This is a genomic window from Klebsiella sp. C283 (assembly GCF_048822555.1).
GTDB classification, from domain to species: domain Bacteria; phylum Pseudomonadota; class Gammaproteobacteria; order Enterobacterales; family Enterobacteriaceae; genus Klebsiella; species Klebsiella quasipneumoniae.
Genome location: NZ_JBMEZS010000001.1, coordinates 298,089 through 320,040, shown reverse-complemented (window position 1 = coordinate 320,040; position 21,952 = coordinate 298,089). Strand labels below are relative to the sequence as shown.

Genomic DNA, 21,952 nt, shown 5'->3' with positions numbered 1-21,952 from the left:
TCACCTAACAAGATGTATTTTAAACAAAATATATTAAACGATGCCGTTTCACTCTTGAGTGTAAACGATTCCACTAACTTGTTCTGTGTCACACTTTTCACTTCTTTGATATGCTATCTTCCTCATACACGATAAGCCGAATGGAGCGAATCATGAAAGTTCTGGTTACAGGTGGTAGCGGTTACATTGGAAGTCATACCTGCGTTCAACTGCTGCTGCAGGGGCATGAGGTGGTGATCCTCGACAATCTCTGCAACAGCAAGCGCAGCGTACTGCCGGTGATTGAGCGTCTCGGCGGCAAAGAAGCCACCTTTATTGAAGGCGATATTCGTAACGAAGCGCTGATGACCGAGATCCTCCACGATCACGCCATTGAAGCGGTGATCCACTTCGCCGGGCTGAAAGCCGTCGGGGAGTCCGTCGCCAAGCCGCTGGAATATTACGACAATAACGTCACCGGCACACTGAAATTAGTCTCCGCCATGCGCGCCGCGGGCGTGAAGAACTTCATCTTTAGCTCCTCCGCCACCGTCTACGGCGACCAGCCGAAAATCCCGTATGTCGAAAGCTTCCCGACCGGCACCCCGCAAAGCCCCTACGGTAAAAGCAAACTGATGGTGGAGCAGATCCTGACCGACCTGCAAAAAGCGCAGCCGGAGTGGAGCATTGCGCTGCTGCGCTACTTCAACCCGGTCGGCGCCCACCCGTCGGGCGACATGGGCGAAGACCCGCAGGGGATCCCGAATAACCTGATGCCGTATATCGCCCAGGTCGCCGTTGGCCGTCGCGAATCGCTGGCCGTGTTTGGTAACGACTACCCGACCGAAGATGGCACCGGCGTGCGCGATTATATCCACGTCATGGACCTTGCCGACGGCCACGTCGCGGCCATGGAAAAACTGGCTGACAAAGCCGGGGTCCATATCTACAACCTTGGCGCCGGCGTCGGCAGCAGCGTGCTCGACGTGGTCAATGCTTTCAGCAAGGCCTGCGGCAAACCGATTAACTACCATTTCGCGCCGCGCCGCGATGGCGACCTCCCGGCCTACTGGGCGGATGCCGCCAAGGCCGACCGCGAGCTGAACTGGCGCGTGACGCGCAACCTGGACGAAATGGCGCAGGACACCTGGAACTGGCAGTCCCGCCATCCGCAGGGTTATCCAGACTAAGGAACCTTCATGAGCGTATTTAACCCCGTTGACCATCCGCATCGTCGTTATAACCCGTTAACCGGGCAGTGGATTCTGGTTTCTCCGCATCGCGCCAAGCGCCCCTGGCAGGGAGCGCAGGAGACGCCGGCAAAACAGACCTTGCCGGCCCACGATCCGGACTGTTTCCTGTGCCCGGGCAACACCCGGGTCACTGGCGACACGAATCCGAATTACACCGGCACCTACGTGTTTACCAACGACTTTGCGGCCCTGATGACCGACACCCCGGATGCCCCGGAAAGTGACGATCCGCTGATGCGCTGCCAGAGCGCGCGCGGCACCAGTCGGGTGATCTGCTTCTCGCCAGACCACAGCAAAACGCTGCCGGAACTGAGCCTTGAAGCGCTGGAAGGCGTGGTTAAAGCGTGGCAGGAACAGACCGCGGACCTCGGGAAAAGCTACCCGTGGGTGCAGGTCTTTGAAAACAAAGGCGCAGCGATGGGCTGCTCCAACCCACACCCGCACGGTCAGGTATGGGCCAACAGCTTCCTGCCTAATGAAGCGGAACGGGAAGACCGTCTGCAGAAAGCGTATTACGCCAGCCAGGGCCAGCCGATGCTGCTGGACTATGCCCGGCGCGAACTGGCCGACGGCAGCCGCACGGTGGTCGACACCGATCACTGGCTGGCGGTCGTGCCCTACTGGGCCGCATGGCCGTTCGAAACGCTGCTGCTGCCGAAAGCGCCCGTGCAGCGTATTACCGATTTAACCGACGCCCAGCGCAGCGATCTGGCGCTGGCGTTGAAAAAGCTGACCAGCCGTTACGACAACCTGTTCCAGTGCTCATTCCCCTACTCCATGGGCTGGCACGGCGCGCCGTTTAACGATGAAGACCATAACCACTGGCAGCTTCACGCCCACTTTTATCCGCCGCTGCTGCGCTCCGCGACGGTCCGCAAGTTTATGGTTGGCTACGAAATGCTGGCCGAAACGCAGCGCGATCTCACCGCCGAGCAAGCTGCCGAACGACTGCGCGCCGTCAGCGACGTCCATTTTCGTGAATCCGGAGTGTAATGATGAGTCTGAAAGAGAAAACCCAAACCCTGTTTGCTGAGGCCTTCGGCTACCCGGCCAGCCATGTCATTCAGGCACCAGGCCGCGTCAACCTGATCGGCGAGCATACCGATTACAACGACGGCTTTGTGCTGCCCTGCGCCATCGACTACCAGACGGTGATCAGCTGTGCGCCGCGCGACGATCGTACCGTGCGGGTGATTGCCGCCGATTACGACAATCAGACCGACGAATTCTCTCTCGACGCGCCGATTCTCAGCCACGACACCCAGCAGTGGTCGAACTATGTCCGCGGCGTGGTGAAGCATCTGCAACAGCGGAACAGCCACTTCGGCGGCGCGGATCTGGTGATCAGCGGCGATGTGCCGCAGGGCGCGGGCTTAAGCTCCTCAGCCTCGCTGGAGGTCGCCGTCGGCACCGTGTTCCAGCAGCTCTACCATCTGCCGCTGGACGGCGCGCAAATCGCCCTCAACGGCCAGGAGGCGGAAAATCAGTTCGTCGGCTGCAACTGCGGGATCATGGATCAGCTGATTTCGGCGCTGGGCAAAAAAGACCATGCGCTGCTGATCGACTGCCGCTCGCTGGGCACCAAAGCCGTCTCGATGCCGAAAGGCGTCGCGGTGGTGATCATCAACAGCAACTTTAAGCGCACCCTCGTCGGCAGCGAGTACAACACCCGTCGTGAACAGTGCGAGACCGGCGCGCGCTTCTTCCAGCAGCCCGCTCTGCGCGATGTCACCCTTGAGCAATTCAACGCTGTCGCCCATGAGCTGGATCCGGTGGTGGCGAAGCGGGTACGTCATGTGCTGACGGAGAATGCCCGCACCGTGGAAGCCGCCAGCGCCCTTGAAAAAGGCGACCTGAAGCGGATGGGTGAGCTGATGGCCGAATCCCACGCCTCGATGCGCGATGATTTCGAGATCACCGTCCCGCAGATCGACACCCTGGTGGAGATCGTCAAGGCGACCATCGGCGATAAGGGCGGCGTGCGCATGACCGGCGGCGGTTTTGGCGGCTGTGTGGTAGCGCTGGTCCCGGAAGATCTGGTCGATACCGTTCAGCAGGCCGTTGCCAACGAGTATGAAGCGAAAACCGGAATTAAAGAGACGTTTTATGTCTGCAAACCGTCACAGGGGGCTGGTCAATGGTAACGCAAACTACCGCGCTGGCGCCGGACGGCCAGCCATGGCAGCAGGTAACCCTGCGCAATAAGGCGGGGATGACCGTCACCGTGGCGGACTGGGGCGCGACGCTGCTCAGCGCCGAGGTGCCGCTGGCCGATGGCAGCGTGCGCCATCCGCTGCTGGGCTGCGCGAAGCTGGAAGACTATGCCCGCCAGGCCGCGTTTCTTGGCGCCTCGGTAGGCCGCTACGCCAACCGTATCGGCAATAGCCGCTTCCCGCTTGACGGCCAGCTCGTCACCGTCACGCCGTCAAACGACGCGGGCCACCAGCTTCACGGCGGCCCGGAAGGGTTTGATAAACGCCGCTGGCGCATCGTCCGCGCCGACGAGCAGGAAGCGCTGTTCGCCCTGACATCGCCCGATGGCGATCAAGGCTTTCCGGGCACTCTGCAGGCCACCGCGCACTATCGTCTGACCGACGATAACCGCATCGCGATTACCTATCGCGCCACCGTGGACCAACCCTGCCCGGTGAACATGACCAATCACGTCTATTTCAACCTCGACGGTGACCAGGGCGACGTGCGCCAGCACCAGCTGCAGATCCTCGCCCATCGCTATTTGCCGGTGGAAAGCGATGGTATCCCTGGCGGCGGACTCAAAGACGTCGCCGGCACCAGCTTTGATTTCCGCCAGCCGAAAACCATCGCCGCCGACTTCCTCGCGGATGCCGATCAGCAAAAGGTGAAGGGTTATGACCATGCCTTCCTGCTGGACGCCAGAGGCGACGCCACTCAACCTGCGGCGCAGGTCTGGTCGCAGGACGGCAAGCTGCAGATGACGGTCTATACCTCCGCTCCGGCGCTACAGTTTTATTCCGGCAACTATCTCGGCGGCACCCCGTCGCAGACGACGGAACCCTACGCCGACTGGCAGGGGCTGGCGCTGGAGAGCGAATTCCTGCCGGATTCGCCGAATCATCCGGAATGGCCGCAGCCGGACTGTGTGTTACGTCCGGGCCAGGAGTACGTCAGCCTGACGGAATATCAGTTTATCGCCCGCTAATCGCCAGCGCCCTCCGCCGGGGGGCGCTGAGTTTCGTCCCCGCCCTCCTCTCTGCCGCCTCTTTTTTCAGCAACCTGCTCTAATTTCCGTCACCAAAGGACAAAAAAATAACCTGTGTTTTACAAGCACCTTACACTGAGCCACTATTTTCGCTATGGTTAGGGATAAGCATTGCCGTGAGCCAAATCACGGCAATATAATGAGAATAGTTATCAATCAATAACACATACACCAACATATTCAGCGCACCGTTCGCGGCGCGAGGGATGGCGTGTAGAGAGGAGTAAGAGAATGGCTGTAACTAAGCTGGTACTGGTTCGTCATGGCGAAAGCCAGTGGAACAACGAAAACCGCTTCACCGGTTGGTACGACGTTGATCTGTCCGAGAAAGGCGTTAGCGAAGCGAAAGCAGCAGGTAAACTGCTGAAGGCTGAAGGCTTCAGCTTTGATTTTGCTTATACCTCCGTGCTGAAACGTGCCATCCACACCCTGTGGAACGTGCTGGACGAACTGGATCAGGCCTGGCTGCCGGTTGAGAAATCCTGGAAGCTGAACGAGCGTCATTACGGCGCGCTGCAGGGCCTGAACAAAGCGGAAACTGCTGAGAAATACGGTGACGAGCAGGTTAAACAGTGGCGTCGCGGCTTCGCCGTTACTCCGCCGGAGCTGACCAAAGACGACGAGCGCTACCCGGGCCACGATCCGCGCTATGCAAAACTGACCGACGCGGAACTGCCGACCACTGAAAGCCTGGCGCTGACCATCGACCGCGTCGTGCCTTACTGGAACGAAACCATTCTGCCGCGCCTGAAAAGCGGTGAGCGCGTGATCATCGCCGCTCACGGTAACTCCCTGCGCGCGCTGGTTAAATACCTCGACAACATGGGCGAAGACGAGATCCTCGAACTGAACATCCCGACCGGCGTACCGCTGGTGTATGAGTTCGATGAAAACTTCAAGCCGATCAAACATTACTATCTGGGCAACGCGGAAGAGATCGCGGCGAAAGCGGCTGCCGTCGCCAACCAGGGTAAAGCGAAGTAATTTCCCCCGGTGAAAATAAAAAAGCGTGGAAATCTCCACGCTTTTTTTATGACCTGCGCGAGCGCAACGTAGCTTAGCCGCGGCGGGTTTTCACCGCTTCCGCCAGCTGACGCAGGATCGCTTCGGTATCCTCCCAGCCGATGCAGGCGTCGGTGACGCTCTTGCCGTAGGTCAGCGGTTCACCGCTCTCGAGGCTCTGGTTGCCTTCCACCAAATGGCTTTCAATCATCACGCCCATAATGGCGCGCTCGCCGCCGGCAATCTGCTGGCATACGTCGGCGCCTACTTCCATCTGCTTCTTGAACTGCTTGCTGGAGTTGGCGTGGCTGAAGTCGATCATCACCTGGGCCGGCAGGCCCGCTTTCGCCAGACCGATTTTCACCTCCGCCACGTGCTTCGCGCTGTAGTTCGGCTCTTTGCCGCCGCGCAGAATAATATGGCAGTCGCCGTTGCCGCTGGTATTGACGATAGCGGAGTGGCCCCACTTGGTGACCGACAGGAAACAGTGCGGCGCGCCGGCGGCGTTAATCGCGTCGATAGCCACCTTGATGGTGCCATCGGTACCGTTTTTAAAGCCCACCGGGCAGGAGAGCCCCGAGGCGAGCTCGCGGTGCACCTGGGATTCGGTGGTGCGCGCCCCGATGGCGCCCCAGCTCATCAGATCGGCGACATACTGCGGGGTGATCATATCGAGGAATTCCCCTGCCGCCGGCAGGCCGCTGTCGTTAATGTCCAGCAGCAGTTTGCGCGCAATGCGCAACCCGTCGTTGATGCGGAAGCTGTTATCCATATGGGGATCGTTGATTAGCCCTTTCCAGCCGACGGTGGTGCGCGGTTTCTCAAAATAGACGCGCATGACGATCTCGAGCTCGCCCTTCAGCGCCTCGCGCAGGGTCAGCAGACGGGAAGCGTACTCTTTCGCCGCCGCCGGGTCGTGAATAGAACAGGGCCCAATCACCACCAGCAGGCGGTCATCATCACCTTTGAGGATCTGGTGGATCGCTTTGCGAGCATGTGCAACGGTGTTTGCAGCATTTTCGGTAGCAGGGAATTTTTCCAGGAGCGCAACGGGAGGTAATAATTCGTTGATCTCTTTAATGCGTAAATCGTCGTTCTGATAATTCATCTTCTTTCCAGCGTTGCCATACTTATTCAATGAAATGCAATCCCTCCAATCTATCTCTTCGCTGAAATAGTGTAAACGTGATTTTACAGTAGTGATGGAATAATCCTGGAAATAGGCAAAAATACGCCATAAAGTAGCGAAACCAGACTCATGAACTACAATATTTAACTGTTAAAGCTAATTAAGTCTTACGTTTCAGGATTATATAGTGACACTGCGATCGTCTGCGGAGTCTTTAACCATAGCGAGTCAGATCCCTGGCACACTTACCGCTGGAGGCGTAGTTACCGCTTCCCGACCCAACAGGAGTATCCGATGAACATGAAAAAACTGACGACCCTTTTGCTCACCGCCACCTTATGTCTTGCCAGCGGCGCGGCCCTGGCGGCAGACGCCGGCGCCCAGTCCAACAATGGCCAAGCCAACTCTTCCGCTGATGCCGGTCAGGTGGCGCCGGACGCCCGTGAAAACGTGGCGCCGAATAACGTCGATAATAGCCAAATCAATTCTGGCTCTGGCACTGGCACTGGCACTGGCGGCACCATGCTTCATCCTGACGGCTCGACGATGAGCCAGGACAATATGTCGAGCGATGAGGTCCATAAAAACTCGATGTGTAAAGACGGCCGCTGTCCGGACACCGGTAAGAAGCTGGACAACGGCGACAGCATGAACCATGACAACAGCAAAACCGACGGCACCACCCAATAATTGATGCGGTGAGTGCAAACAGAGAAAAGGCGAGCCGGGCTCGCCTTTTCTCTGTTTGTTATCGTTCTCTGTTTATGATGTCATAGCGTGATAATGATAACTATCAAGGGACGACACTATGGCGCACTCGCATTCGCACTCCTCCGCCCAGGCTCCGGATAACGGCAACGCCCGCCGGCTGCTCTGGGCGTTCATCGTCACCGCTGGTTTTATGCTGGTAGAAGCCATCGGCGGCGCGATCTCCGGCTCGTTGGCCCTGCTGGCGGATGCCGGCCATATGCTCACCGACTCCGCCGCCCTGCTGTTTGCGCTGCTGGCGGTTCGCTTCGCCAGCCGTCCCCCGAATGCCCGCCATACCTTTGGCTGGCTCCGTTTGACCACCCTGGCGGCGTTTCTCAATGCCATTGCTCTGGTGGTGATCACCATGCTGATTGTCTGGGAGGCCATTCAGCGCTTCCAGCACCCGCAGCCGGTTGCCGGCGTGACGATGATGGTGATTGCGGTCGCTGGCCTGCTGGCCAACGTGCTGGCTTTCTGGATCCTGCATCGTGGCAGCGAAGAGCGGAACCTCAACGTGCGCGCCGCAGCGCTACACGTGCTCGGCGATCTGCTGGGCTCGGTTGGCGCGATTGTGGCCGCCGTGGTGATCCTCACCACCGGCTGGACACCTGTCGACCCGATCCTTTCCGTGCTGGTTTCCTGCCTGGTGTTACGTAGCGCCTGGCGTCTGCTGAAGGAGAGTCTGAATGAGCTGCTGGAAGGCGCGCCGCGTTCGCTGGATGTGACGGCCCTGCAGCGGGATATCCGCCGCTCTATCCCGGAGGTGCGCGATGTTCACCACGTCCACGTCTGGCTGGTGGGGGAAAAACCGGTGATGACGCTGCATGTGCAGGTTGTACCGCCGCACGATCATGATGCGTTACTCAACCGTATCCTGCATTTCCTGGAACATAAATATGAAATTGAGCATGCCACGGTGCAGATGGAGTACCAGCCCTGCAGCGGCCCGGAGTGCCATCTCAACACGATGCACGCCGGGCACGATCATCATCACCACCATTAGCCAGAAAACGCGTGAGAACCTCGCTCACGCGCGCTGTTTATCCACATCCGGCTGCCGTTCAGCGCAATGAACGTCAGCAAGAGATATTCCAGCGACATCGCATAGACGCCCTGACGGGCAAAAATCACCACGCTGATGACGTTGACGATGACCCACAGCAGCCAGTTCTCAACGTATTTGCGGGTCATTAAGATCATCGCCACTACCGACAGCACCGTCATACAGGAGTCCCAGAACGGGAAGGCGTCCGGCTGCAGTTCCGGCATAGTGACCTGCAAACCGAGCGCTTGCATCAGGCTGACCGCGATCCGCGTCAGGAAAGCAAAAAACGGATTGATAAACAGGGTCAGCAAGCCGATCGCCACCACGCAGGCCGCCAGCCAGCCCAGAGCTTTACTGCGCGGTAGCCAGCGGATCTGCAGCTCAGCCTCATGGTTGCTGCTTTGCCGCGACCAGGCATACCAGCCGTAAACGTTAGCGGCAAAGAAGAACAGCTGCAGCAACAGGCTGGCGTACAGCTGGATCTGAAAGAAGATGATGGCGAACAGCGTGACGTTGACCAGACCGAAGGCATAGTTACTGATCTTCTCCAGGCTCGCCAGCCAGATGCACAACAGCCCGGCGATGGTCCCCACGGCCTCTATCCAGGAGAGATCGTACCCCCCGGCGCCGATGGGTATATGTACTAAAATATTCTGCGTGCTAAAAAAATCCATTTTATCCTCTCAGCGCCAGATGACGCGGCAATAGGTTATCCCCGTAGTGTAGCCGCAAAATCCAGCATCCGGTTAAGGGGAATTAATGCGCCAGTCCGCAGCGCTTCGTCGACGTGGATTTCATGTTCAGCGCCGCCCTGCTCGAGACCCTCGGCAATGGCTTTCAGGCCGTTCATCGCCATCCACGGACAATGCGCGCAGCTGCGGCAGGTCGCCCCTTCACCGGCGGTGGGCGCTTCCAGCAGCGTTTTCTCCGGCACCGCCTGCTGCATTTTATAAAAGATACCGCGATCGGTCGCCACGATCAGCTGGCGCTGGGGCAGGCTTTTTGCCGCCGCAATCAGCTGGCTGGTGGAGCCTACGGCATCGGCCATCTCGACGATCGCCTGCGGCGACTCAGGATGGACCAGCACAGCCGCTTCGGGATGCAGAGCCTTCATCCGCATCAACGCCTGGGTTTTAAACTCGTCGTGCACGATGCACGCCCCCTGCCAGCAGAGCACATCTGCGCCGGTCTGACGCTGAACGTAACGACCAAGATGGCGGTCCGGCGCCCAGAGGATTTTTTGACCAAGGCTATCCAGATGGTCAATGAGTTCCACGGCGATGCTGGAGGTCACCACCCAATCAGCGCGAGCCTTCACTGCGGCAGACGTATTGGCATAGACCACCACGGTGCGGTCAGGATGAGCGTCGCAAAAGGCGTTGAACTCCTCAATCGGACAGCCCAGATCCAGGGAACACTCGGCGTTCAGGGTCGGCATCAGAATGGTCTTTTCCGGGCTGAGGATTTTGGCGGTTTCCCCCATAAAACGCACCCCGGCGACCAGCAGCGTAGAGGCCGAATGGCGGGCGCCAAAGCGCGCCATCTCCAGCGAGTCGGCAATACAGCCGCCGGTCTCTTCCGCCAGCTGCTGAATTTCAGGATCGGTGTAGTAATGCGCCACCATCACGGCATCGCGCTCGCGCAGCAGACGCTTGATTTTTTCGCGGTAAAACTGCTTTTCATCGACGGTCAGCGGCTGCGGTTTCGGTGGGAAGGGATAAATCGCCGTTTCAGGATCAAACATTACGCTCATCATGCAATCTCGTTTTACTGGCTTAACTCTAAGACCGTCAGTATGGCCTGCCCGCGCCATGATACGGTCATGGTGTTTTATATGCTAAACAAGATAGCCGATTACGCGCCAAAAGTCGTGATGAATTTTGTACATCAGCGCCTGTTCCAGGGGACGATGCTGCGTCGCTGTCCGGGCTACCGGTTCGCGCCCTGTGCAGGCGTGGTAAGCGCAGCGCGAGCGTGGGAAAGCGCTGAATACAATATTGTGGCAATTGATGGGCGGGCAGATAGCAAAAAGGCGCCTTTAGGGCGCCTTTTTACATTGGTGGGTCGTGCAGGATGACTCGGCTTCGCCTCGCCCTTCGGGCCGTCGCCGCAAGCGGCTCCGTTGTCTCACTGCGTTCGACCCGAACCTGCTGCAGAGACACTCGTCTCATCCTGAGACTCGCCCTGCGGGCCAACGCCACCGCGTTGTTCAAAATTGTTCCCGACAATTTTGTCGAATCGTTGAGTTCCGCGGATAGCAAAAAGGCGCCTTTAGGGCGCCTTTTTACATTGGTGGGTCGTGCAGGATGACTCGGCTTCGCCTCGCCCTTCGGGCCGTCGCCGCAAGCGGCTCCGTTGTCTCACTGCGTTCGACCCGAACCTGCTGCAGGTTCGAATCGTTGAGTTCCGCGGATAGCAAAAAGGCGCCTTTAGGGCGCCTTTTTACATTGGTGGGTCGTGCAGGATTCGAACCTGCGACCAATTGATTAAAAGTCAACTGCTCTACCAACTGAGCTAACGACCCCTTGCGGGATTTTGCTACTGTCACCATTCAGGATGGTGGGTCGTGCAGGATGACTCGGCTTCGCCTCGCCCTTCGGGCCGTCGCTGACGCAACGTTATCCTTCACGTTTCTACCAGTTACCATCATTAAAGATTGGTGGGTCGTGCAGGATTCGAACCTGCGACCAATTGATTAAAAGTCAACTGCTCTACCAACTGAGCTAACGACCCGCTCTGGTACTACCTGAATAATTTCACTCGACACCAATATTGGAATTGGTGGGTCGTGCAGGATGACTCGGCTTCGCCTCGCCCTACGGGCCGTTGCTGACGCAACGCTATCCTTCACGTTCAACATCTGAGTTAAATGCTGAAATTGGTGGGTCGTGCAGGATTCGAACCTGCGACCAATTGATTAAAAGTCAACTGCTCTACCAACTGAGCTAACGACCCGAGTGGTGGGTGATGACGGGATCGAACCGCCGACCCCCTCCTTGTAAGGGAGGTGCTCTCCCAGCTGAGCTAATCACCCGAAACTGCGCTGGATACTGCTGATACTGCCTCCACCGCCCCCATCATTAACATGGTGGGTCGTGCAGGATGACTCGCTTCGCTCGCCCTTCGGGCCGTTGCTGAAACAACGTTATCCTTCACGTTTAACACCGACGTGCGATGTTAAAGATGGTGGGTCGTGCAGGATTCGAACCTGCGACCAATTGATTAAAAGTCAACTGCTCTACCAACTGAGCTAACGACCCGGTGGTGGGTGATGACGGGATCGAACCGCCGACCCCCTCCTTGTAAGGGAGGTGCTCTCCCAGCTGAGCTAATCACCCGATACTACGCTGGATACTGCTAATTGGTGGGTCGTGCAGGATGACTCGGCTTCGCCTCGCCCTATGGGCCGTTGCTGTCGCAACGTTATCCTTCACGTTTTACTATCGCGTTCCACCAGAACGATTGGTGGGTCGTGCAGGATTCGAACCTGCGACCAATTGATTAAAAGTCAACTGCTCTACCAACTGAGCTAACGACCCACTCTGGCGTCGCTTTGGGCTTGTTTGATATCCCTTGGCAACGGCGGCATATATTACTGATTTCAGAATTCAGCGCAACTAAAATTTCGATAAAGATCACTTAACTGCTGGCGATTCAGGCGACAAGACCAGAAATAACGCGATTTCTGGTCATGCCGTAATCAACCAAGAGCATTAAGTCGTTTTTGCGCTTGTTTCGCACCGTCGGTGCCGGGGAATTTGCTGATCACCTGCTGGTAAACCGCTTTCGCTTTCGCGGTATCACCTTTGTCCTGCATGATCACGCCGACCTTAAACATGGCGTCCGGCGCTTTTGGCGATTTCGGGTAGTTCTTCACCACCGAGGCGAAGTAAAACGCCGCATCGTCTTTTTTCCCCTTATTGTAGTTCAACTGTCCGAGCCAATAGTTGGCGTTCGGCTGATAAGTTGAATCCGGGTACTTTTTAACGAAGTTCTGAAACGCCGCCATGGCGTCATCCTGGCGTGAAGCATCCTTCACCAGGGCAATAGCCGCATTGTAATCGGTGTTCGCATCGCCGGTCATCGCCGGCGCGCCTGACGAGGCCGCTGGCGCTGCGCTGGCGGTAGCCGCGCTCTGATCGCCGGAAGACGACGACTGGGCGCCCGCCGCCGCTGCGCCACCTCCGCTCGTCAGCCCGTCAATCTGCAGCAGAATCTGCTTCTGACGTTCAACGATCTGATTCAGCTGATACTGGTTCTCCTGGATCTGACCACGGAGAGAATCAATGTCAGTCTGGTTATCAGAGAGTTGTTGCTGGAGTTGGGTTAAAAGCTGGCTGTGAGCATTGGAAATACGCTCGAGTTGAGTGACACGGTCTTCGACCGAGCCTGAGCCGACACTACTGATTGGCGCCTGAGCAAAAGCGGCCCAGGGGGCCGCTATGCCAACCAGTAACGACAGACTCAATAAATGATGTCTGAAGTTACTGCTCATGCAATTCTCTTAGTAAACCAGTACGGCGCGACGGTTTTTGGCATATGCCGCTTCGTCATGACCCAGTACTGCTGGTTTTTCTTTACCGTAAGAAACGATGGAGATCTGATCGGCCGAAACACCTTTGCCCTGCAGATACATCTTAACGGCGTTAGCACGACGCTCACCCAGCGCGATGTTGTATTCCGGGGTACCGCGCTCATCCGCGTGACCTTCTACAGTCACTTTGTAGGACGGGTTGCTGCGCAGGAAGTTAGCGTGCGCGTCCAGCATTGCAGCGAAGTCAGAACGGATATCGTACTTGTCCAGATCGAAGTAAACGATGTTGTTCTGCTGCAGCTGCTGCATCTGCAGACGAGCTTGCTCTTCAGAAGACATGTTGCCGCCGTTACCGTTAGCGTCCATACCAGTGCCGGCACCCAGCATGCCTTCACCGCTCTGGTCGTTGCTGGCGTTCTTGTTAGAAGAACATGCCGCGATTGCCATAACCGGCAGAGCGATCATCAGCCCTTTCAGCACTTTGTTCAGTTGCATTTCTTTGATTCCTTTAATAATCAATTATTTATTATCACAGATACGGCGACCAGGCAGGCGATTTTACCTGTCCATCAGTTGCCGGAAGACGCGCTTTGAAACGCCCATCTGTAGAAACCAGATTCAGCACGGATCCCATCCCCTGAGAAGAGCTGTAGATTACCATAGTGCCGTTAGGTGCCAGACTTGGCGTTTCGTCTAAAAACGTTGATGACAGAACCTGTACACCACCCGCTTCCAGATCTTGTTTGGCAATGTGCTGCTGGCCGCCGGCCGAGCTGACCATTACCATCGTTTTACCATCCGCGCTCACGTCAGCGTCCTGGTTCTGCGAACCTTCCCAGGTGATACGCTGCGGCGTGCCGCCATTAATATTGACTTTATACACCTGCGGACGACCGGCCTGGTCAGAGGTAAAGGCCAGGTTCTGGCTGTCCGGGAACCAGCTTGGTTCGGTGTTGTTGCTGCGACCGTTGGTCACCTGACGAATCTGACCCGAGCCCAGATCCATCACGTACAGGTTCAGGCTACCGGTTTTCGACAGCGCGAAGGCCAGTTTAGAACCATCCGGCGAGAACGCCGGCGCGCCGTTGTGCTGCGGGAAGGAGGCAATCTGACGCACAGCGCCGTTCGCCAGAGTCTGCACCACCAGCGCAGAGCGACCGCTCTCGAAGGTGACGTAAGCCAGTTTTGAACCGTCCGGTGACCAGGCCGGGGACATCAGCGGCTGGGAGGAGCGGTGAACCACAAACTGGTTGTAGCCATCATAATCGGAAACGCGCAGCTCATACGGGAACTGACCGCCATTGGTCTGCACCACGTAGGCGATACGAGTCCGGAAGGCGCCTTTAATACCGGTCAGCTTTTCAAATACCGCGTCGCTGGCAGTGTGCGCGGCATAGCGCAGGTACTGTTTAGTGACTTTGAAAGAGCCTTGCGCCAGCGTTGTGCCCGGCGCACCGCCGGTATCCACCAGCTGATACGCTACCTGATAAGAACCATCCGGGTTTGACGTCACCTGGCCGACAACCACGGCGTCAATACCCAGCGCAGACCAGGCAGCAGGCTGCACTTCCTGGGCACTGGTCGGCTGCTGCGGCAGACGCGAGCGATCCAGCGGGTTGAATTTACCGCTGTTGCGCAGGTCAGCCGCCACGATACCGCCAACATCTTCCGGCGCAGCGCCCTGGCCGGCCCACTGGAACGGTACCACGCCGATGGGGCGCGCCGAGTCCACCCCCTGGGTGATCTCGATACGTACTTCTGCGTGCAGCACCGCCGCCCACAGCATTAAAAAACCAAATGCTACTCGTAATGCCTGCTTCATCATATCTCCCTTATCCGGGCGAAAAGCCCACGATAATTTAGCAGAATGTTAACAAACTCAAATACACAAAACTACCAAAACCCATGACCGCCCTATTTTCTTTCCCCCCGCTGACGCGGGGGGAAAAGCGCTTAAGGTTTGAAGTCCAGTGGCGCATTTTTGAACGTTTCATAAACAGCCTGCGACGGCGGTTTAGGGAATTTGCTCATCCGACTGGTGGCCGCCAGCATTTGCTGGCAGAACGCCGGATCGCCGCCTTCCGATTTCACACTCAACAACGTTCCATCCTGAGCCAGGTTTACGCGCAACGTACATACTTTACCCTTGTACGTATCCCAGTCATAGAGATGTCCTTTAATCGCGGCCTGCACCTGCGAAATATAGCTGGCAATCTCCGCCTGAGACGCACCGCCCTGCCCCGGTTTACTTCCTTTAGCAGGTGAAGAGCCCCCTGTGCTACCGCTGGTGCTACCTTTCGGCGCATTCTTACCTGAACTCAGATCGCCGAGCAGGTCGTCAACGCCGTCCGCTTCTTTCGCGGCAGCCGCTTTCTTCGCTGCCGCGGCTTTTGCTGCTGCCGCTTTGGCCGCTTTATCGGCCGCCGCCTTCTCAGCAGCAGCCGCTTTGGCTGCCGCGGCTTTTTCAGCTGCGGCGGCTTTCTCGGCGGCGGCCTTCTCCGCGGCCGCTTTTTGCGCGGCGGCTTTTTCGGCGGCTTTTTCTGCTGCCGCTTTTTCAGCCGCTGCCTGCTTAGCCGCTTCCTGCTGGGCCTTCTTCTCCGCTTCCTGTTGCGCTTTCTTCGCCGCTGCCGCTTCCGCTTTCTTCTGCGCCTCTGCCGCGGCTTTCGCCGCTTCGGCTTCCGCCTGTTTCTTCGCATCGGCAGCCGCTTTCGCGGCGGCAGCTTCGGCCTGTTTCTTCGCGTCAGCAGCCGCTTTCGCTGCCGCCAGTTCAGCCGCTTTCGCCTGGGCATCCGCCTTCGCTTTCGCCTCGGCGGCCGCTTTGGCCGCCGCTTCCTGCGCTTCTTTGGCCTGCGCATCCGCTTTAGCTTTCGCCGCCGCGGCAGCCTTGGCAGCGGCTTCCTCAGCCTGCTTCTGTTGTTCCTTCGCTTCTTTCGCCGCTTCCTGCGCCTGCAGCCGCTCCTGTTCGAGCTGTTTCAGCCGTTCCTGTTCCGCCGCCTGCTTCTCACGTAACTCTTCCGCCTGCTGCTGCGCCTGTTTTTCACGCTGTTCAGCGGCGCGACGTGCGCTGGCCTGCTGCTGTTGCTGACGGTTATAATTGTTTACCACCGCCCCCGGATCGACCATGACGGCATCAATCGACGATCCCCCGCCGCCGCCGGCAGAGGCATCCAGATGCTCGTCAAACGAACTCCATATCAGCAGCGCGATCAGTATGATGTGCAGCGCGACTGAAATGATGATCGCTCGTTTAAGCTTGTCGTTTTGTTCGGTTGCCTTTGACACTATCGGTTCCCAAAAACTGTTCGCCTGTACCCGCGATGCGCACCGACGGCGAGCGATACTCGCCGCCGAACGCCGTGCGGACGCACCTACCTGAAGCGATTAAATAGGTTTGGTCATCAAGCCGACCGATTTAACCCCTGCGCTATGCAACAGGTTCAGCGCTTTAATAATTTCATCGTAAGGGACGTCTTTCGCACCGCCGATCAGGAATACCGTTTTCTCATTGGCTTCAAGACGACGCTTCGCTTCGGCAATCACCTGCTCCGGCGGCAGCTGGGACAGCGTCTCCTGCCCCACTTTCACGCTGTACTGCCCTACCCCGGAGACTTCCACAATCACCGGCGGATCGTCATTGCTTTTCACCGCTTGCGATTCCGTGGCGTCCGGCAGATCGACCTCCACGCTCTGCGTAATGATCGGCGCCGTTGCCATAAAGATCAGCAACAGCACCAGCAGGACATCCAGCAGCGGAACGATGTTGATCTCGGACTTCAGTTCGCGACGTCCGCGTCCACGTGCTCTGGCCATGGCTTACCCCTTATTGCTTTCGCTGGTGGTAAAGGCCTGACGGTGCAGAATAGCGGTGAACTCTTCCATAAAGTTGTCGTAATTCAGTTCAAGCTTGTTCACCCGCTGGTTCAGGCGGTTGTACGCCATCACCGCCGGGATAGCGGCGAACAGACCGATCGCGGTGGCGATCAGCGCTTCGGCGATACCCGGCGCCACCATCTGCAGGGTGGCCTGCTTCACCGCGCCAAGGGCGATAAAGGCGTGCATGATCCCCCAGACGGTGCCGAACAGACCGATATACGGGCTGATGGAGCCTACGGTGCCGAGGAACGGAATATGGGTCTCCAGCGTTTCCAGCTCGCGGTTCATCGAAATACGCATCGCGCGCGATGCCCCTTCGACGATCGCCTCCGGCGCATGGCTGTTGGCCCGATGCAAGCGCGCAAACTCTTTGAAGCCGCTGTAGAAGATCTGCTCCGAACCGGTCAGATTATCGCGACGCCCCTGGCTCTCCTGATACAAACGGGACAGTTCAATCCCGGACCAGAATTTGTCCTCGAACGCTTCAGCTTCGCGCGCGGCCGAGTTAAGGATACGCGTTCTCTGAATAATGATAGCCCAGGAAGCGATAGAAAAACCAATCAAAATCAACATGATAAGTTTAACCAGAAGGCTCGCCTTCAGGAACAAATCAAGGATATTCATGTCAGTCACTGCTTAAACTCCGCGACAATAGACTTGGGAAGCGCACGTGGCTTCATTAAGAGTGGATCAACGCACACAATGAGAACCTCAGCTTCGTTTAACACTGTATTCTCGGCGTTGACGATTCGCTGCGTGAAAACCAAAGAGGTGCCGCGCATCGAGGTAATTTCCGTCTGGACTTCGAGCATGTCGTCGAGTCTGGCGGGGGCAAAATACTCCAGCGTCATTTTGCGAACCACGAAGGCAACGCGTTCAGCCAACAGAACCTGTTGACTAAAGTGATGGTGGCGCAGCATCTCTGTGCGTGCTCTTTCATAAAAAGCGACGTAACTGGCGTGGTAAACCACACCACCGGCGTCGGTATCTTCGTAGTAGACCCGAACCGGCCATCGAAACAGCGTTGTATTCACTTTACATCCCGGTAATGCAAAAAAAGGTTAGAGCTTTCAAACTTCGCTACTATACGCGCGGGAAAGGTGGTTTGGAATGGGGGAAAGTAAACGGGGAGTAAATTTTTATGGGCTTATGCAAGCCCATAGCATTAACAGAGATCTCTTATTCAAAAGAAGAAAAAGAAGAGACCTAAAGCGAGCACGATATCAGCGATAAGCGGACAAAAAATCCCCTGCCAGTGAACGGCACGCGGGCGGAAGCCCACGCCGTGAATTACGCCGCTGCAAACCGCCCACATCAGCAAGAAACCGTGCCAGATTTCCAGCTCGCTGGTCTTCGCGGCAAAGCGCGACGGATCCCAGAAAATGCAGCCTGCCAGCAGCAGCGCCATCAACAAGGAAAGCGCCCTTAACGGGCGCTTGTCCATTATCGCATACATATACTTTATCATTCACGTCGCCTCTTTGTTGGCTCCGTCTGCTTACCCCAGTCACTTACTGGTGTAAGCTCCTGGGGATTCACAGACTTGCCGCCTCGATGCAACCCGAATGATTTCGTATATCGCATCACGATAATACTCATCAGTGTTCTTCTTTACCTGCTTTGGTGGCTTCCACGTGCTCAAGCGCCAGCGCGGTAATCACCCCAAAGGCACAGGCAAGAAGCGTTCCCAAAATCCATGCGAAGTACCACATATATAGCTCCTTACCTTAGTACAGCGAGTGGGTGTTCTTTTCGATGTCTTCACGGGTGATGCGGCCAAACATCTTCCAGTAACACCAGCTGGTGTAGCCCAGAATGATCGGCACGAAGACAATCGCCACGTAGGTCATCAGGTTCAGCGTCCGCTGGCTGGAGGTCGCGTCCCACATCGTCAGGCTGGCGTTCAGCATGGTGCTGGACGGCATGATGAACGGGAACATCGCGATACCGGCAGTCAGAATGATGCAGGCCAGGGTCAGCGAGGAGAACAGGAATGCCCATGCGCCTTTATCCGCTTTGGTCGAAACGACGGTCAGCAGCGGCAGCACCACGCCCAGGGCAGGGATCACCCACAGCGCTGGCATATTGTTAAAGTTCACCATCCACGCGCCAGCTTCACGCACCACTTCTTTGGTCAGCGGGTTAGACGGGCCGGTATGGTCAATTACCGATTTCACCACATAGCCGTCGATGCCGTAGTAGACCCACACGCCCGCCAGCGCGAAGCAGACCAGCGTCACCAGCGCCGCCACCGTGGAGACGGTGCGGGTGCGCAGATGCAGTTCGCCTACGGTACGCATCTGCAGGTAGGTCGCGCCCTGGGTGAGGATCATCGCCACGCTGACAATACCGGCCAGCAGACCAAACGGGTTCAGCAGCTGGAAGAAGTTACCGGTATAGAACAGACGCAGGTATTCGTCGACATGGAACGGCACGCCCTGCAGCAGGTTGCCGAAGGCCACGCCAATCACCAGCGGCGGCACGAAGCTGCCGATGAAGATGCCCCAGTCCCACATGTTGCGCCAGCGGGTGTCCTCGATCTTGGAACGGTAGTCGAAACCGACCGGACGGAAGAACAACGAGGCCAGCACCAGAATCATCGCCACATAGAAACCGGAGAACGCCGCGGCGTAGACCATCGGCCAGGCAGCGAACAGCGCGCCGCCGGCGGTGATCAGCCACACCTGGTTACCGTCCCAGTGCGGGGCGATGGCGTTGATCATAATCCGACGCTCGGTGTCGTTACGGCCGAGGAAGCGGGTGAGCATGCCCACCCCCATGTCGAACCCGTCGGCGACGGCGAAGCCAATCAGCAGGATGCCAATCAGCAGCCACCAGATAAAACGCAATACTTCATAATCGATCATTTGACGACTCCTGTCTTAGCGTGCCGACTGAATAGCCGCAGAGGACTGTTCAAAGTGATAGCGGCCGGTTTTCAGGCTGCTAGGTCCTTTGCGGGCAAACTTGAACATCAGGAACAGTTCAGCCACCAGGAACAGCGTGTACAGACCGCAGATCAGCAACATAGAGAAGATCAGATCGCCCGCGGTCAGCGACGAGTTGGCCACCGCCGTCGGCAGGACTTCACCAATCGCCCACGGCTGACGGCCGTATTCGGCAACAAACCAGCCCGACTCCACGGCAATCCACGGCAGCGGCAGGCCATAGAACGCGGCGCGCAGCAGCCATTTTTTCTCGCCGATACGGTTACGAATCACGCTCCAGAAGGAGGCGCCGATAATCAACAGCATCAGGATGCCGCACGCCACCATGATACGGAAGGCGAAGTACAGCGGTGCGACGCTTGGAATAGAGTCTTTGGTGGCTTTGGCGATCTGCTCTTCCGTGGCGTCAGCGACGTTCGGGGTATAGCGTTTCAGCAGCAGACCATAGCCGAGATCTTTCTTCACGTTATTGAACTGGTCGCGAACGGCCTGGTCGGTGGAACCGGCGCGCAGTTGCTCCAGCAGCGCGTAGGCTTTCATGCCGTTACGGATACGCTCTTCGTGCTGAACCATCAGATCCTTCAGACCGATAACCGGCTTATCCACCGAGCGGGTGGCAATGATGCCCAGCGCGTAGGGGATCTGGATGGCGAAGTGGTTGGTTTGCGCATTCTGATCGGGAATACCAAACAGGGTAAAGGCCGCCGGCGCAGGCTGGGTTTCCCACTCTGCTTCGATAGCCGCCAGTTTGGTTTTCTGCACGTCACCCATTTCGTAACCGGATTCGTCACCCAGCACAATAACGGACAGGATCGCCGCCATACCGAAGCTGGCTGCGATGGCGAAGGAGCGCTTAGCAAAGGCAAAGTCACGGCCTTTCAGCATGTACCAGGAGCTGATAGCCAGGATAAACATCGCACCGGTGACATAACCAGACGCCACAGTGTGAACGAATTTCACCTGAGCAACCGGGTTGAGCACCAGCTCGGAGAAGCTGACCATCTCCATACGCATGGTTTCAAAGTTGAAGTCCGATGCGATAGGGTTCTGCATCCAGCCGTTAGCGACGAGGATCCACAGCGCGGAGAGGTTGGAGCCCAGAGCGACCAGCCAGGTGACGGCCATGTGCTGAACTTTACCCAGACGATCCCAACCGAAGAAGAACAGACCTACAAAGGTGGATTCGAGGAAGAAGGCCATCAGACCTTCAATGGCCAGCGGCGCACCGAAGATATCGCCCACGTAGTGTGAGTAATACGACCAGTTAGTCCCGAACTGGAACTCCATGGTCAGACCGGTCGCCACACCCAGCGCGAAGTTGATACCAAACAACTTGCCCCAGAATTTGGTCATATCTTTATAAATCTGTTTGCCGGAAAGGACGTAGACCGTTTCCATGATGGCCAGCAGGAACGCCATACCGAGCGTCAGTGGCACAAACAGGAAGTGGTACATCGCGGTCAAGGCAAACTGTAAGCGCGACAGTTCGACTATATCTAACATCATGACTCCTTGCTCATCGCATGAAGACTCCGAAAATGAACCGAGAAGCTCTGGCTCATACGCATGCCCCAATACAAATTTTTATTTGTCGCCCGCCCGGAGCGGGTTTCAACCGAAAGTGAAACCACGCCAGGACAAGGTTACAAATACGTTAACGAAAAACCCAATTGATTCCCCAATATATTACGCCGCAATAACCTTACAATAAATATGTTTTTATTGTTCCAGTTTTACATTTTTCGACGGTGATCAATATATAGCGAAGATGGCCGGTTTAGGCCAATTTGACTTGAGACAATTTAACGTTTTTTGAAGGATTTTTCCAAGCATTAAGTATTGATATAAATCAATTTTTACTCTACGTGTTAATTATGTAGCTCAATAAAGAATATTGGTAAACCCAATGTTAATGCTGTGTTTAAAGTATGCCTTGGTTGGTTACTAAAAAGGGAAAGATGAGAATCATAGGTAATATTATTTAACGCCACAGGAAAAAAATAAAAAAAAGAGCCGATCCGATTAATGCTAGACCGCTCACAGTATTTTTTCCTGCTTTCTTCTCCCCTCCCCCACTCTTTTTTTTACTGTCTGTTTCGTTACCCTGCGGTACGACCAGGGCAAATTTTCATTTCCGACAACCGCGCGTCGATAATATTTATGAAATAATTCATAAAATCAATATGATAGATAAGGTT

21 protein-coding genes, 7 tRNA genes, 2 other RNA genes and 1 pseudogene are annotated in these 21,952 nt (G+C 56.7%); 8 read left to right on the top strand and 23 right to left on the bottom strand.

Annotated elements, in window-relative coordinates; all coding sequences use genetic code 11:
• Positions 1 to 152: 152 nt before the first annotated feature.
• From galE to gpmA, 5 genes are all read left to right on the top strand, one after another.
• Positions 153 to 1,169 (top strand): UDP-glucose 4-epimerase GalE, encoded by a 1,017-nt coding sequence (galE, locus tag ACOI7Z_RS01515; RefSeq protein WP_023288886.1) that lies wholly within the window; start codon positions 153 to 155, stop codon positions 1,167 to 1,169.
• 9 nt (positions 1,170 to 1,178) lie between these two features.
• The gene (gene galT, locus ACOI7Z_RS01510; RefSeq protein WP_044521687.1) at positions 1,179 to 2,225 is read left to right on the top strand and encodes a galactose-1-phosphate uridylyltransferase; all 1,047 of its coding nucleotides are present in this window, start codon (positions 1,179 to 1,181) and stop codon (positions 2,223 to 2,225) included.
• Between the two features lie 2 nt (positions 2,226 to 2,227).
• Entirely contained in the window at positions 2,228 to 3,376 is a 1,149-nt protein-coding gene (galK, locus tag ACOI7Z_RS01505) for a galactokinase (protein ID WP_065882480.1), read from the top strand.
• Complete coding sequence (gene galM, locus ACOI7Z_RS01500; RefSeq protein WP_065882482.1) at positions 3,370 to 4,413, top strand: galactose-1-epimerase; 1,044 nt, start codon at positions 3,370 to 3,372, stop codon at positions 4,411 to 4,413. The genes galK and galM overlap by 7 nt, the downstream gene beginning before the upstream one ends.
• A 291-nt stretch (positions 4,414 to 4,704) precedes the next feature.
• Positions 4,705 to 5,457, top strand: a complete 753-nt coding sequence (gene gpmA / locus ACOI7Z_RS01495; RefSeq protein WP_002895089.1) for a 2,3-diphosphoglycerate-dependent phosphoglycerate mutase — start codon at positions 4,705 to 4,707, stop codon at positions 5,455 to 5,457.
• A 73-nt stretch (positions 5,458 to 5,530) separates the two neighbouring features.
• Here gpmA and aroG read toward each other — a convergent pair whose 3' ends face one another.
• Positions 5,531 to 6,583: a 3-deoxy-7-phosphoheptulonate synthase AroG gene (gene aroG / locus ACOI7Z_RS01490; RefSeq protein ID WP_023288882.1), complete on the bottom strand. Its 1,053-nt coding sequence runs from the start codon at positions 6,581 to 6,583 to the stop codon at positions 5,531 to 5,533.
• 315 nt (positions 6,584 to 6,898) lie between these two features.
• Here aroG and ACOI7Z_RS01485 point away from each other — a divergent pair, with 315 nt between their 5' ends.
• Positions 6,899 to 7,294: a YbgS-like family protein gene (locus tag ACOI7Z_RS01485; RefSeq protein WP_087849156.1), complete on the top strand. Its 396-nt coding sequence runs from the start codon at positions 6,899 to 6,901 to the stop codon at positions 7,292 to 7,294.
• Between the two features lie 118 nt (positions 7,295 to 7,412).
• The gene (gene zitB, locus ACOI7Z_RS01480) at positions 7,413 to 8,357 is read left to right on the top strand and encodes a CDF family zinc transporter ZitB (RefSeq protein WP_087849155.1); all 945 of its coding nucleotides are present in this window, start codon (positions 7,413 to 7,415) and stop codon (positions 8,355 to 8,357) included.
• On the opposite strand, the gene pnuC is transcribed toward zitB, so the two are convergent.
• Both pnuC and nadA read right to left on the bottom strand, forming a co-directional pair.
• Entirely contained in the window at positions 8,354 to 9,073 is a 720-nt protein-coding gene (gene pnuC / locus ACOI7Z_RS01475) for a nicotinamide riboside transporter PnuC (protein WP_004151689.1), read from the bottom strand. The two genes, zitB and pnuC, sit on opposite strands and share 4 nt — an antisense overlap.
• A gap of 35 nt (positions 9,074 to 9,108) precedes the next feature.
• Positions 9,109 to 10,152 carry a quinolinate synthase NadA gene (nadA, locus tag ACOI7Z_RS01470; RefSeq protein WP_023288879.1) on the bottom strand — a complete coding sequence of 348 codons (1,044 nt, stop codon included), beginning with the start codon at positions 10,150 to 10,152 and terminating at the stop codon, positions 9,109 to 9,111.
• A gap of 69 nt (positions 10,153 to 10,221) precedes the next feature.
• Between nadA and ACOI7Z_RS01465 the strand changes: the two are divergent.
• Positions 10,222 to 10,368, top strand: a pseudogene (locus tag ACOI7Z_RS01465) (hypothetical protein); the annotation flags it as partial.
• Positions 10,369 to 10,456: 88 nt separating this feature from the next.
• Here ACOI7Z_RS01465 and ACOI7Z_RS01460 read toward each other — a convergent pair.
• The 20 genes from ACOI7Z_RS01460 to cydA form a co-directional block, all read right to left on the bottom strand.
• Positions 10,457 to 10,594, bottom strand: a non-coding RNA gene (locus ACOI7Z_RS01460) — RtT sRNA.
• Between the two features lie 95 nt (positions 10,595 to 10,689).
• A non-coding RNA gene (locus tag ACOI7Z_RS01455) (RtT sRNA) lies at positions 10,690 to 10,823 on the bottom strand.
• 24 nt (positions 10,824 to 10,847) lie between these two features.
• A tRNA-Lys gene (locus tag ACOI7Z_RS01450) sits at positions 10,848 to 10,923 on the bottom strand.
• A 133-nt stretch (positions 10,924 to 11,056) separates the two neighbouring features.
• A tRNA-Lys gene (locus ACOI7Z_RS01445) sits at positions 11,057 to 11,132 on the bottom strand.
• A 146-nt stretch (positions 11,133 to 11,278) separates the two neighbouring features.
• A tRNA-Lys gene (locus ACOI7Z_RS01440) sits at positions 11,279 to 11,354 on the bottom strand.
• Between the two features lie 3 nt (positions 11,355 to 11,357).
• A tRNA-Val gene (locus ACOI7Z_RS01435) sits at positions 11,358 to 11,433 on the bottom strand.
• 150 nt (positions 11,434 to 11,583) lie between these two features.
• A tRNA-Lys gene (locus ACOI7Z_RS01430) sits at positions 11,584 to 11,659 on the bottom strand.
• A 2-nt stretch (positions 11,660 to 11,661) separates the two neighbouring features.
• Positions 11,662 to 11,737 (bottom strand) — tRNA-Val (locus ACOI7Z_RS01425).
• 125 nt (positions 11,738 to 11,862) lie between these two features.
• A tRNA-Lys gene (locus ACOI7Z_RS01420) sits at positions 11,863 to 11,938 on the bottom strand.
• A 161-nt stretch (positions 11,939 to 12,099) separates the two neighbouring features.
• Positions 12,100 to 12,894: a cell division protein CpoB gene (cpoB, locus tag ACOI7Z_RS01415; protein ID WP_086075268.1), complete on the bottom strand. Its 795-nt coding sequence runs from the start codon at positions 12,892 to 12,894 to the stop codon at positions 12,100 to 12,102.
• Between the two features lie 9 nt (positions 12,895 to 12,903).
• On the bottom strand, positions 12,904 to 13,428 hold the full coding sequence (pal, locus tag ACOI7Z_RS01410) for a peptidoglycan-associated lipoprotein Pal (protein ID WP_002895068.1): 525 nt from the start codon (positions 13,426 to 13,428) through the stop codon (positions 12,904 to 12,906).
• 34 nt (positions 13,429 to 13,462) lie between these two features.
• A complete protein-coding gene (gene tolB, locus ACOI7Z_RS01405; RefSeq protein ID WP_023288877.1) occupies positions 13,463 to 14,755 on the bottom strand; it encodes a Tol-Pal system beta propeller repeat protein TolB in 1,293 nt (430 codons plus the stop codon).
• Positions 14,756 to 14,886: 131 nt separating this feature from the next.
• The gene (gene tolA / locus ACOI7Z_RS01400; RefSeq protein WP_086075267.1) at positions 14,887 to 16,215 is read right to left on the bottom strand and encodes a cell envelope integrity protein TolA; all 1,329 of its coding nucleotides are present in this window, start codon (positions 16,213 to 16,215) and stop codon (positions 14,887 to 14,889) included.
• 99 nt (positions 16,216 to 16,314) lie between these two features.
• Positions 16,315 to 16,743 (bottom strand): colicin uptake protein TolR, encoded by a 429-nt coding sequence (gene tolR / locus ACOI7Z_RS01395; protein WP_002895061.1) that lies wholly within the window; start codon positions 16,741 to 16,743, stop codon positions 16,315 to 16,317.
• A gap of 3 nt (positions 16,744 to 16,746) precedes the next feature.
• Positions 16,747 to 17,439 carry a Tol-Pal system protein TolQ gene (gene tolQ, locus ACOI7Z_RS01390; protein WP_004152221.1) on the bottom strand — a complete coding sequence of 231 codons (693 nt, stop codon included), beginning with the start codon at positions 17,437 to 17,439 and terminating at the stop codon, positions 16,747 to 16,749.
• On the bottom strand, positions 17,436 to 17,840 hold the full coding sequence (gene ybgC, locus ACOI7Z_RS01385) for a tol-pal system-associated acyl-CoA thioesterase (protein ID WP_002895056.1): 405 nt from the start codon (positions 17,838 to 17,840) through the stop codon (positions 17,436 to 17,438). Before ybgC ends, tolQ begins: the two co-directional genes overlap by 4 nt.
• A gap of 149 nt (positions 17,841 to 17,989) precedes the next feature.
• Entirely contained in the window at positions 17,990 to 18,274 is a 285-nt protein-coding gene (ybgE, locus tag ACOI7Z_RS01380) for a cyd operon protein YbgE (protein WP_008805691.1), read from the bottom strand.
• Between the two features lie 130 nt (positions 18,275 to 18,404).
• A complete protein-coding gene (cydX, locus tag ACOI7Z_RS01375; protein ID WP_004100325.1) occupies positions 18,405 to 18,518 on the bottom strand; it encodes a cytochrome bd-I oxidase subunit CydX in 114 nt (37 codons plus the stop codon).
• A gap of 15 nt (positions 18,519 to 18,533) precedes the next feature.
• A complete protein-coding gene (gene cydB, locus ACOI7Z_RS01370) occupies positions 18,534 to 19,673 on the bottom strand; it encodes a cytochrome d ubiquinol oxidase subunit II (RefSeq protein WP_087849754.1) in 1,140 nt (379 codons plus the stop codon).
• Positions 19,674 to 19,688: 15 nt separating this feature from the next.
• Positions 19,689 to 21,257 (bottom strand): cytochrome ubiquinol oxidase subunit I, encoded by a 1,569-nt coding sequence (gene cydA, locus ACOI7Z_RS01365; RefSeq protein ID WP_002895047.1) that lies wholly within the window; start codon positions 21,255 to 21,257, stop codon positions 19,689 to 19,691.
• Positions 21,258 to 21,952: the final 695 nt, after the last annotated feature.